Source organism: Clostridium sp., from assembly GCF_050717545.1.
GTDB lineage: Bacteria > Bacillota > Clostridia > Clostridiales > Clostridiaceae > Clostridium_AD.
Window position 1 is genome coordinate 146,309 of the sequence record NZ_JBOITN010000019.1, and the last position, 13,003, is coordinate 159,311.

Annotated in this window: 8 protein-coding genes and 1 riboswitch; of the genes, 4 read left to right on the forward strand and 4 right to left on the reverse strand. The window is 32.0% G+C overall.

Annotated features, from left to right (window positions below; genetic code table 11):
- Positions 1-326: 326 nt before the first annotated feature.
- From ACREVX_RS04945 to ACREVX_RS04955, 3 genes are all read left to right on the forward strand, one after another.
- Positions 327-767, forward strand: a complete 441-nt coding sequence (locus ACREVX_RS04945; protein WP_431543055.1) for a MarR family winged helix-turn-helix transcriptional regulator — start codon at positions 327-329, stop codon at positions 765-767.
- A 116-nt stretch (positions 768-883) separates the two neighbouring features.
- On the forward strand, positions 884-2,659 hold the full coding sequence (locus tag ACREVX_RS04950; protein ID WP_431543056.1) for an ABC transporter ATP-binding protein: 1,776 nt from the start codon (positions 884-886) through the stop codon (positions 2,657-2,659).
- Positions 2,656-4,662 carry an ABC transporter ATP-binding protein gene (locus tag ACREVX_RS04955; RefSeq protein WP_431543057.1) on the forward strand — a complete coding sequence of 669 codons (2,007 nt, stop codon included), beginning with the start codon at positions 2,656-2,658 and terminating at the stop codon, positions 4,660-4,662. Before ACREVX_RS04950 ends, ACREVX_RS04955 begins: the two co-directional genes overlap by 4 nt.
- Positions 4,663-4,853: 191 nt before the next feature.
- On the opposite strand, the gene ACREVX_RS04960 is transcribed toward ACREVX_RS04955, so the two are convergent.
- Positions 4,854-6,566 carry a methyl-accepting chemotaxis protein gene (locus ACREVX_RS04960; protein WP_431543058.1) on the reverse strand — a complete coding sequence of 571 codons (1,713 nt, stop codon included), beginning with the start codon at positions 6,564-6,566 and terminating at the stop codon, positions 4,854-4,856.
- Between the two features lie 117 nt (positions 6,567-6,683).
- Positions 6,684-7,484, reverse strand: a complete 801-nt coding sequence (locus ACREVX_RS04965) for a diguanylate cyclase domain-containing protein (protein WP_431543059.1) — start codon at positions 7,482-7,484, stop codon at positions 6,684-6,686.
- A 429-nt stretch (positions 7,485-7,913) separates the two neighbouring features.
- On the opposite strand from ACREVX_RS04965, the gene ACREVX_RS04970 reads away from it, so the two are divergent.
- On the forward strand, positions 7,914-9,266 hold the full coding sequence (locus tag ACREVX_RS04970; protein WP_431543060.1) for a glucose-6-phosphate isomerase: 1,353 nt from the start codon (positions 7,914-7,916) through the stop codon (positions 9,264-9,266).
- Positions 9,267-9,408: 142 nt separating this feature from the next.
- Here the strand turns inward: ACREVX_RS04970 and asnB are convergent, their stop codons facing one another.
- Positions 9,409-11,250: an asparagine synthase (glutamine-hydrolyzing) gene (asnB, locus tag ACREVX_RS04975; protein WP_431543061.1), complete on the reverse strand. Its 1,842-nt coding sequence runs from the start codon at positions 11,248-11,250 to the stop codon at positions 9,409-9,411.
- A gap of 54 nt (positions 11,251-11,304) precedes the next feature.
- Positions 11,305-12,417 (reverse strand): PRK06851 family protein, encoded by a 1,113-nt coding sequence (locus ACREVX_RS04980; protein WP_431543062.1) that lies wholly within the window; start codon positions 12,415-12,417, stop codon positions 11,305-11,307.
- Positions 12,418-12,689: 272 nt separating this feature from the next.
- Positions 12,690-12,860: riboswitch (Lysine riboswitch) on the forward strand.
- The last annotated feature ends 143 nt before the right edge of the window (positions 12,861-13,003 follow it).

Consider the following 13,003-nt stretch of genomic DNA (forward strand, 5'->3'; position numbering starts at 1 on the left):
AATTACCTCCGATTATTTTTATCGTAAAATTATAGAATTTTAATCACTCATTATAATATTATATCATATTGTAACATGTCTTGTATTTTTTACCGTTATGGATATATTTAAATAGATTTTATGTTCTTTATTAATGTTGTTAAAACCCTGAAATAGTTTACAAGATGTAGCTATAAACCCTTTGATGGACACACCTTAACATGTTCCAAATTGTTTTTTAAATATATATTGACATAAAATAAATATGGGATTACAATATACTTCGTAGACGAAATATACGTACACGAAACAATCGCATGCGAAATACATTTCAAGGTGGTGATAAAGTGGAAACAATAAATGAAAGTATAGAAGTTGCAAAACTTTTTCAAGAGGTTATGCAGTTATTTAAACATAGCATGTCCAAAGTGCTATGTGATACAGGTATGTCAGCACCTCAAGGCATGGTACTGGGGATTTTAAGTAAAAGAAAGAAGCTAAAGATAACAGAACTTAGCAATGAGCTTTGCCTATCTAATAGTACAGTCTCTGGAATTATTGATAGGCTTGAGAAACAGGAAATGGTAGTACGCGAAAGAAGCGAAGATGATAAAAGAGTAGTTTACGTGAGTATATCACCAAACTTTAAAGAGATGCATAAAACTTTTCATGGACAATTTGAAAAAAATCTAGCAAATGTAATGAGTAAGGGAAATGCAGAGGAAATTCATAAAATATTTGTGGGCTTAGATACACTTAAGAAGCTTTTAAGTGATCAAGAAAAATAAGATTAAGAAAAATTAGATGAAGTAATAAGATTATTCTAATAGGATAATTAGTTAAGTGATTTATTATTTAAAATAAAAAAATAATAATGTAATAACAAAAAATGGGGATGATATTTTTGATTAAGTTATTTAGGTTTCTAAAACAGTACAAATTGCAGATATTAGCAATAGTATTATTAATTTTCACTCAAGTGCTTGCGAACTTATATTTGCCAACATTAATGGCGGATATAGTTGATAAAGGTATAGTGCATCAGGATGTAGTTCAAACTATTTCATTTTTAGGCTTTAGTGGAAAGTATAAGGGGACAGATTATATTATTAGAATAGGTGGACTTATGCTAATAATCTCAGCAGGAGGGGTTATTTGTTCAATCGTAGCTGCATTTTTTTCGTCAAGAACTGCTGTAGGACTAGGTAGGATAATTAGAAATAAATTGTTTGCTAAAGTTGAAGGATTCTCCCTACATGAGTTTGATAAGATTGGGACTGCTACCCTTATAACAAGGACTACAAATGACGTTGTTCAGGTTCAAACAGCAACTGTTATGATCTTTTCTATTATGCTGTTCGCACCGTTAACTGCCATAGGTGGCATTGTTATGGCTTTAAGACAGGACGTACAACTAACTTGGATTTTTGCAGTTGTAATTCCGCTACTTGGAATTATAATTGGAATAACTCTTAAATTTGCTATGCCATTATTTAAAGTTATGCAAGTGAAATTAGACAAATTAAATCTTGTATTACGTGAAGGACTTACTGGTATTAGAGTTGTACGTGCATTTAACCGTATAGATACAGAAAAAATAAGATTTGATGATGCTAATGCTGATCTTATGGATAATGCTATAAAAGTAAATAAAATCATGGCTTTTTTATTGCCAATAATGATGTTGATTATGAATATAACAACAGTTGCTATTATATGGTTCGGTGCTAAAAGGATAGATGCTAGTAGTATGGAAGTTGGTGCATTAATAGCATTTATACAATACGGAATGCAAATTTTATTTGGTTTTTTAATGCTTGCAATGGTATTTATAATGATACCAAGAGCGCAGGCTTCTGCAATAAGAATAAATGAGGTATTAGAAATGGAATCAGAAATCATTGATCCAAAGAAATCAATATCAGCTAATAAACAAAGCGGATATGTTGAATTTAAAGATGTAACATTTGGTTACCCAGGAGCAGAAAAACCAGCTATTAGTAACATATCATTTAGCACAAAGCCTGGTGAAACAACAGCTATTATTGGTGGTACAGGTTCTGGTAAATCAACTCTTATAAACTTAATACCACGGTTTTATGATGCAACTAGTGGTCAGGTATTAGTTGATGGAGTAGATGTTCGCGAAATGAGTCAGGAGAACCTTCGATTAAAGATAGGGTTCGTACCTCAAAATACGGTACTCTTTTCAGGAACTATTGCAGAGAACATTAGATATGGTATGGACAATGCAACTACCCAGGAAATTCAGCATGCGGCTACGATAGCACAAGCTACAAATTTTGTTGATGGAATGAAAGAGGGATATGAGCATGTTATTGCCCAAGGTGGAACAAATATTTCTGGTGGACAAAAACAGCGTCTATCTATAGCGCGGGCCCTAGTTAGAAAACCTGAAATATATATCTTTGATGATAGTTTTTCTGCACTTGATTTTAAGACTGATGCAAAACTACGCTCAGCACTTAAAAAAGAAACGGTAAAATCTACAGTAATAATTATTGCACAAAGGGTTGCAACAGTTATGGATGCAGATAGAATTATAGTTTTAGATGATGGAAAAATCGCAGGAATGGGAACTCATAAAGAACTTTTAACTAGTTGTAAGATATATCATGAAATCGTATCTTCACAGCTTTCAGAGGAGGAAATATCATGAGCGAAAACAATAAAACGGGCAAATCAGGTGGAGGCGGCATGGGCGGGGGCCCAATGGGATCCTTCAAAGGTCCTGTAGTTAAAGCAAAAGACTTTAAAGGCACATTAAAAAGGCTTTTAACTTATTTAAAACCCCAAAGAACTAATTTCATTCTAGTTTTTATATTTGCAATAATCAGCACTATTTTTACCATAGTAGGACCTAAGATTACTGGAAAAGCAATTGATAAATTAGTTGAAGGTATAATGAATAAATTTGGATTAATTCAGATTAATTCTGCGCAGGCTAAGATAGATGCTGCAATAAAAGCGAATCCTATGGCAGCAAAGAGTCCCAAAGTAATTGAGGGACTTGCCCAAATTAAAGCTGCAACTGCTAAGATAATGAATGCAAATGGTGGAAATATAGATTTCACATATATTGGTAATATTATTCTGCTATTAGTTGGATTATATGTAGTAAGTACTATTTTTGGGTTCCTTCAACAATATATAATGGCTGAGGTTGCACAGAAAACTGTTTACAACATGCGTAAGGAAGTTGAAGATAAGCTTTCAAGGTTACCACTTAAATTTTTTGATGCAAGAACTCATGGTGAGATATTAAGTCGTGTAACAAATGATGTTGATAACATTTCCACAACACTTCAACAAAGTCTTACTCAACTTATTACGTCCATTGTTACAATTCTTGGAATTATCATTATGATGCTTACAATAAGTCCTCTAATGACGCTTGTGGTTATTTTAACGTTGCCACTGTATATTGTTGTTACAGCTTTTGTAGCAAAAAGATCTCAGAAATATTTTGCTGCTCAACAAAAAGAAATTGGTGAGCTCAATGGTCATGTTGAAGAGATGTATACTGGACATAAAATCGTCAAATCCTTTGGACATGAAAAAGATTCTATTAAAGAATTTGAAACTATTAATGACAGGTTATATAATGCAGGGTGGAAAGCTCAGTTTATATCAGGAATAATAATGCCTATGATGAGATTTGTTAGTAACATAGGTTATGTAGTAGTTTGCGTTGTTGGTGGATTTTTAGCAACACAAGGAAAAATCACTATTGGTAATATTCAAGCTTTCATTCAATACTCTAGTCAGTTTACTCAGCCAATAGTTCAGACTGCAAATATTGCAAATATTATTCAATCAACAGTGGCATCAGCTGAACGTATTTTTGAATTAATAGATGAGGATGAAGAACCTGTAGAGACCCAGAATAGTAAAGTAATTGATATTCCTAAGGGAGAAGTTAAGTTCGAAAATGTTGACTTTAGCTATAGCTTAGATGAACCTCTTATTACGAATATGAACATTGATGTAAAACGTGGTCATACAATTGCAATTGTTGGGCCAACGGGTGCTGGTAAAACTACACTTGTTAACTTGCTTATGAGGTTCTATGAGATAGATGCTGGTAAAATTACAGTTGATGGAGTGGATATACGCGACATAAAACGTGGAGAACTACGTAGTATGTTTGGAATGGTACTTCAGGATACTTGGCTCTTTAATGGTACTATAAGGGATAATATTGCTTATGGAAGAGAGGGAGCAACGCAGGATGAGGTTATGAAGGCAGCACGAGCAGCTCATGCTCATCACTTTATTAAGACTCTTCCTGATGGATACGATACGATACTAAATGAAGAAGCTTCAAATATATCACAGGGGCAAAAGCAACTTCTTACAATAGCTAGGGCAATACTTGCAAACCCAACTATTATGATACTTGATGAAGCTACGAGTAATGTTGATTCAAGAACAGAGGTTTATATACAAAACGCTATGACAGCACTTATGCAAAATAGAACAAGTTTTGTAATTGCACATAGACTTTCTACAATTCGTGATGCAGAGCTCATATTAGTTATGAATAAAGGAAGTATTATTGAGATGGGTAATCATATTGAACTTTTAGCTCAAGATGGATTCTATGCAGATCTTTATAATAGTCAGTTTAGTGGGGCAAACTTGGATAATGAAGTAGGTTAGATAAAATACACTAATAATAAGGGGAATTTTAAATGTGACCTATAGGTAGATAAGTAAAAAAGTCTATTCTATAGGTTATTTTTATTGTTTAATATTGCAGCCCCTGCAGGAGATGATTTAATTAAATAAAGGCGCTAATGAACAGCGCCTTTAAAAATAGGTAAGCCTTATAAGATTTTATCAGTTAACTTTTATAATTTAAATTTTTGAACCATTATATTTAGTTTCTCAGCGAGTATTGCTTGATTTTGAGAAGCTTTTGATATTTCCTGAATTGCCATAACAGATTCATTAACACTTGCGAGTATTTCTTGAGAACTGGCAACTGACTGCTCAGCTGTAGCTGATACATTTTCAATTGCGTTATTAATTTCTGATACAGTTTCATTTACTATAGTCATTGAATCTCCAATATTCGAAGATAGCTCATTAAATATCATAGCATCATCACCATAGTGTGTACTTGTATCTACAAATGATTTATAATCATCTTTAACCTTAGTATCTATAAAGTTTAATATATCTCGAGAATTATTAGATAGGTTTTCAAATGCTTTTTCAACTTTCTGCGTTACCTCTTGAATTGTTTTAACTGTAGTGGCGCTGGCTTCGGCTAATTTTCTAACTTCATCAGCAACAACGGCAAAACCCCTACCCTGTTCTCCTGCTCTGGCGGCTTCAATAGCTGCATTAAGTGCAAGAAGATTTGTCTGACTTGCAATATTTCCTATTTCTGTGGCCATTATCTTAACTTCACTGACAACTAGGCCTTCTGCAATTGCCTTTAATATATTTTCTTGCTTTTCTGAATATAAGTTAGTTGCATTAATACCACTATTTTCAGCAGCTTTTCTAATTCCAGTTGCTTTTACTTCTATACCTTTTGCAATCTCAGTCCCATTATTTGCACGCTTTGTAACGTCATCCACACTCTTCATAATACTTTGAGTTGTTGCATTTACCTCCTGGGCCGAGTCACTTAAATGTTCTGCGCCTAGGGATACTTGTTTTACTGATTCATTGACAAGCTCCATTCTTGATGATATCTCCTGTGACGAGGCAGATAGTTCTTCACTTGTAGCACTAATATCAGCAGCACTATCAGATATTTCTCCAATTAGTGTTTTTAAGTTTGTTACCGCTTTATTCAAACATTTTGCTAAAATTCCAATTTCACTTTTATTATTTATATCAACAGTTTTTGATAAATCATTTTCTCCAAGGGCCTCGGCAACAATTAAAACCTTCTTTAGTTGTCTTGAAATTGAAATAGCAATTAATAAACTGAGTGTAATAGCAACCAATAATCCTAGAGCAGTTATTATGTTAATTTTAATGGAGGCTGTATTATATGATGATTGACTATTAGTATAGTTATCTTTTGCCATATCCATATTTAATTTTATGGATTTGTCAAGAACTTCAAACATATCATTTCTAATTTTAGAAACACTTGGAGAAAGTTCATTTGCCTTGTCATAGTTACCTTCATCAACTTGTTTAACTAAGGCCTCCCTAATAGTACGATAATCCGAAAGCAATTTTTCGAATTCTGTGAATAGATTACTATCTAGCTGAGTTATTATAGTTTTTTTGTATGCTACAATAGCTATATCATCTTTAACTTTTAACATTGAAATAGCGTCTTTGTTTTTTTGTATATCACTTTTGAGTTTAGGATCAAGAATTAACAATGAATTATTTGTAATCTCTAATAAATTCCCCTTAATATTATTAATAGAATTAACAGCTACTAAATCTACATTATACATATTATTAAGATTTGTGTTCATATCTCTCATATTGAATATTCCAATAAACCCTACGATGCCTATAAATAATGAAATCAGGACAGATGCCGATACTAGTTTTTGAACCATTTTTAAATTATTAAACCATTTCATTAATATTCACTCCCAAAATAAAATTAACTCCTAGAATAAAATATATTTTTAATAGGAATTTTCGCTATTGTATTATGATATGATTATATTTCAATAGTGTGACTATATGTTTATTGCTTAAAAAATATAATATGATTTTATTTTCATACTTGAATTATTTGAATTTTCTTCAAGTTCGGGTGAATATATATTATATCCATTTCCACCCCTACGCTTGAGTTCATACATAGCTAAATCAGCCTTCTTAATTAATGTTTCAACATCAATGCCATCCTTGGGGAATATACTTATGCCTATAGTTGCGCCAATACATAATTGGTGTTGCTTATAGGCAAAGGTTGTTGTTAATGCTTCCAAGACATTTGCTGCGATTTTTTGAGCATTTAAAATTCCTTCCAAATCTCTTAGTATTATTATGAATTCATCACCGCCTATTCTATAAATTGTGTCTGTAGACCTAATAATGTTCTTTAATCTCATAGCAGCGAGTTTAAGAATATTATCGCCAGCTTGATGACCATAACTATCATTAACACTCTTAAACTTATCCAAATCTATAAAAAGAATTGCAAACTTTTTATTTTTATCTTCTAATAAAACGTCAACATCTTCTAACATTTTTTTTGAGTTGAAAATTTGTGTGAGTGCGTCATAATATATAAGGAGACGTATTTGATCCTCGGCGCGGCGTCTATCCTTAATCTCATTTTTAAGTTTAAGATTTGATTTTTTAAGAGAAAATACGAAAGAAATCCATATACTATTAAAAAAACACCAACCTATGGCAGCAACTATCCTCCATATATTTGAAATTTCTATAGTAGGATAGATTAACATGAATGTATATCCTATTATCCAAAGGGAAGTCACAATACACAAAATTGAAAACAATATAGTTTTAATATTTTCATCTCTCATAATTATCTATCCGCCCCCAATAATGTTAAAACTTTATGTATGGATATTTATAAGAATTATAGTAAAGATTAAAATTATAATAAAGATTAATATTTATTGTTTATTAAGTTACATGTTATGTTTTAATATATGAATTAGTTGTAGCAAATGTTCTCTTACTCAAAATGGAAGTATTATTTCTGAATTTGGTATGGGAGCAGTATTTTAAAGGTGATAAAGTTGATTCGATGGCAGGTTCTTTATATGTTGAGAAGAAGCCAATAGATAAGAAAAAACTATATAATTTTAGGAATAACAACAAGCTTTGTTGAAACAATCAATAAAGTAATGTATAATTGTAAAATATGGAATAGAAATTACTATTACAATATACTGCTAAGAGTTTATAGAATTATGATACAAAAATAATAATTTTACGGAGGTACATTTATGACTAAAGGCTTATCTTTAAATCTAACAAAAGTGTCTTCTTTTTTAGAAGAACATGAAATTAAATATCTACAACCTATGGTTACAGAGGCACATAATATGTTACATAATAAAACAGGACAAGGAAATGATTTCTTAGGATGGGTAGATCTTCCTGTAGATTATAACAAAGAAGAATTTACAAAAGTAAAGAAAGCAGCAGAAAAAATAAGAAATGATTCAGAGGTGCTTATAGTAATTGGAATTGGTGGTTCTTACTTAGGATCTAGAGCTGCAATAGAAATGTTATCTCATACATTTAATTCTAGCCTTTCAAAAGATAAAAGAAAATCACCAATCATTTACTTCGCTGGTAATAACTTAAGTTCAACATATTTGTCTGATTTACTTGAAACTATTGAAGGAAAAGATATTTCAGTTATTGTTATATCTAAATCAGGAACTACTACTGAACCAGCTGTAGCTTTTAGGGTTTTTAAAGATTTATTGGAGAAGAAATATGGAAAAGATGGATCAAAAGAAAGAATATATACAATTACTGACAAAGCAAGAGGCGCTTTGAAAACTCTTGCAGATGTAGAAGGATATGAAACTTTTGTTATTCCAGATGATGTTGGAGGAAGATTCACTGTTTTAACACCAGTTGGATTACTACCAATTGCAGCAGCAGGTATAGATATAGATGAAATGATGAAAGGTGCTGCAGCAGCAAGGCAGGCATATAGTATGCCAGAATTAGACCAAAATGATGCCTATAAATATGCGGTGACTAGAAATGCTCTTTACCGAAAGGGTAAAGTCACAGAGATAATAGTAAATTATGAACCATGTTTGCATTATTTCGGTGAGTGGTGGAAGCAATTATACGGAGAGAGTGAAGGAAAAGATGGTAAAGGAATTTTCCCAGCAGCGGTTGATTTTTCAACAGATTTACATTCTATGGGACAATATATCCAAGAGGGACTAAGAAATATTTTTGAGACAGTAATTAATGTTGAAAGCCCTAGAAAAAATATTTCAATTGAAAAAAGTGCTGAAGATACAGATGGATTAAATTTCTTAGCAGGAAATACATTGGATTATGTAAATAAAAAAGCATTTGAAGGCACTATTTTAGCTCATAATGATGGTGGTGTTCCTAATATGGTAGTTAATGTACCAGAATTAAATGCTTACTATTTTGGATATTTAGTTTATTTCTTTGAAAAGGCTTGCGGAATTAGTGGATACTTATCAGGAATAAACCCATTTAATCAGCCGGGGGTTGAAGCATATAAGAAAAATATGTTCGCGCTTCTTGGAAAACCTGGGTATGAGTCTCTGAAAGCGGAATTAGAAAAGAGATTAAATTAATCATTCTTAGCAGGAGTTTATATTAGGCATATTAATCGTACTTTTATTAAAGTACGATTAGTATGCCTTTTTATACTTTCAGGAATGGGATATTTAGGCTTAGAAACTCTTGTTAATTTTTGTGATTATTTTTGATTTTGTATTATTTTAAAATAACCTTATATTCTTTTAGCCAAGTATTTACTTGAATTAAATAAGCAATGAGTTGAGGTCCTGTCATAAGTTGACCATACCAAGGATTCTTATATGCATTACCACCTGAGTCAACTATTTCTTGGACATGTTTCTTATCTATAATTTGTAGTATTGGGGAGGATTTGTCCTTTAGTATATTATTCATAAGCTGTTGAACTGCCATAGTGTAAGCTGGGTTATGGGTTTTAGGATAGGGACTCTTTTTCCTCCAAAGAACGTCATCCGGAAGCAGTCCTGTAAGAGCTTCTCGTAATACGCCTTTTTCACGATCTTTATAATATTTCATAGCCATAGGGATGTTATATGCATATTCTACCAGCCTCTGATCTGCAAAAGGAACTCTTACCTCAAGACCGCTAGCCATACTCATTCTATCTTTTCTTGTAAGCAAGGTTATCATAAACCATTTAATATTTAAATAGAATAGTTCACGCATTCTATGCTCGCGCGCGCTTTCACCAGGTAGACCTGGAACTTGCCTTAGGCTTTCGTCATATTTTTCTTGAACATATTCCTCAAGTGGAAGACTTTGAAGATCTCCAGATAATATACTTTTTCTATCACTTACGAATTTTGACCAAGGAAAAGTTGTTGCAGTTATATCTTCTTCACGTCTAAACCATGGGTAACCTCCAAAGAGCTCATCTGCGCATTCACCCGAGAGTGCAACCGTAGAATTTTTTCTTACTTCCTTGCAAAAAAGGAATAATGATGAATCTACGTCAGCCATACCTGGTAAATCAGTAGCGATAACGGCATCTTTAAGGTATGATGCAAGTTCTGGAGTATCGATAAGTATATTATGATGGTCTGATCCAATATAGTCTACCATTTTGTAAATCCAGTCTGCATCTGTATTTGGCTGGAATTCTGTAGGTTTAAAAAACTTTTTATTATCAACATAATCTATGGAATACGTATTTAAATTAGGCATATTATTCTTTTTAAAATATGAGGAAGCCACAGCTGAAATAATACTTGAATCAAGCCCACCAGATAAAAATGTACATACTGGAACATCAGCAACTAGCTGTCTCTCAATGGAATCTACAAGTAAGTATCGGAGGTGTTCTGCAGTAGTTTTTAGATCTTCATCATGGATTTTAGCAGTAAGTTCCCAATACTGCTTTGTTTTAATGCCATCTTTATCGTAAATTAAACTATTAGATGGAGGCAATTCTTTTATATTTTGAAAGACGCCACTACCAAGAGGTCTTGCAGGGCCAAAACCGAAAAGCTCAGTTAAACCTTGCTTGTCAAGAATTGGTTCTACTAATGGATGTGCTAAAAGAGTTTTTATTTCTGAACCAAATATTAATGAATTATCCTTTATAGTATAAAATAAAGGTTTAACTCCAAGAGGATCTCTTGCTAAGAATAGTGTTTGGTGCGTCTCATTCCAAACTCCGAATGCGTAAATACCATTTATATGTTTAACACATTCGGCGCCCCAAAAAATATATGCTACTAAAAGTACCTCAGTATCAGAATAAGAGGAAAAACTAAAACCATTATTTTTTAATATTTTACGTACAGCTTCTGTATTATATAATTCACCATTATAAACAATTGTGTAGGTATTATTTCCTACTTTTATGGTCATTGGTTGCGTGCCACCTTCAGGGTCAACAACAACAAGGCGTCTATGACCTAATAGTGCATGTTTTGAAAAGTGAAAACCGCAGGCGTCAGGTCCTCTCTCTTTCAAAGTATCAGTCATTTTAAAAAGAATTTTATTATCTTTCTCAATATTATCATAAAAATTAATCCATCCTGCAATACCGCACATACTATCATCTCCTAAAATCAAATAACATTATAATCTTTATATTATGTGATTTGATTAAAAAGGTGCATTAGATTGATTTAAATAATCCTCTTCATACCCGTTTAACTTTTTAATGACGTTTGTGAATACATCATCTAATTTTGAAAAATCCATATTTGGTATAAAGTAAGTTTCGAGTTCATCATGTAGAGATTTAGCTCCCTTTATTGTAGCTAAACCCTTGTTTAATAGTGAATAAAACTCAGTTGAATCATATTGCATTTCAACTTTTGTATCTTCAAGGGTACTTAGATTTAAACAATCTTTCATATCAATTACAATACCATGTAAATCCAAATTATTTATTTCGTTAGAAGTTAGAATTGCGATATTTAAGTCGGGAATCAATATATGTTCGATTTTTTCAGGAATAAGTGGCGTATGAAAAATTTCTACATAATAGCCTCGCCTTAAGGCTTCAGTTGATAGGAATTCTAATACATTTGACTTGCCAGTACCAGGCCCACCTTTTAATACATAGATATTCTTATAACCTGCACTTAAGTTTTCAATATAGGTGATAATACCATTAGGTGTAAAAGCTGTAGCGAATAAATGCCTATCATAACCAATATTTGCGGGTGTGGTGGTAAATAAAGATTTCTTTAGATCTTCTTTGAGTATATTTAGTTTATCAATATTTAATGCTTCATTGTTATAGGTGTGCCAGTCATCGTAAACCAATTTAGCTGCTCCGAAGAATCTATAGGCCCTTTGAAATGTTTTGCCAACCTTTTTATTTATACCAATTATCTTATGTCTATTTTTTTTGAAGCCCTCTTCATCCCAACAATCTCCCATGTTTAAAACTTCATCTACGGCTCCTGGATTTATAGGATCCACAACATGAGGTGCTGTTGCATCAACGATTGCAACGTTAAGTTCTTTAATAACTATTCCGTCTAGTGAATTATTATCAGAAGAGCAATGATGATGTTCTATATCATAGCCTTTTTCATTAAAGTATTTAGAAACTTTTTTCATTAAGGAGGATTTACCCGTTCCAGGGCCTCCCTTTATGCATATTATTCTTCTAGCTTCATCTTGTTTTAGTATATACTTATAGTAGGAATAGAATCCTTTTGAAGTATTGCCACCAGGGAAAAAATTTTTAATAGTACCTTGCACAATATCACACTCCATTTCATTATATCAATATATGATATTCTACCATTGTTAAACTTATTATAAATATTAGAATTAAACTTGATAAAAATAGAACAATACTATTACTTACTATACTTTATGTTTTTTTATTCTTTTTTGAAAAATCCTGAATATAAAAGCAAACATAGAGTAGATGTTGATATTGGTAAGTTGATATTATAATTAATACTTGTCATTATAAACATACTGTGATAAACTAATAGATAATTAAAAAACAACTAAATAAACTAACTACCTAAGGTAGAGGTGCCGCAGTTAATAGTACTTATTCGGAGTCGATAGATTATGATGAACAAGGAAAGGAGTTATGGCCGAAGAAAATATAACTTATAAAATTATTTTCTGGGTTTACACATAATATGTGTAAAGTTGTCACTGATTTTCAGTGGAGAGCTACACGGTACACGAAGTTTGTATAAAAACAAATATTTTTATGCAGCAAGGGTGTTCCTTTGTTGCATAATTTTTTTTTGAAGTTATTATAATGAATTTGGGGATATTTATAGTTCGTTTTAAATAAAAAAATTACCGTAAGTTATAATTAATA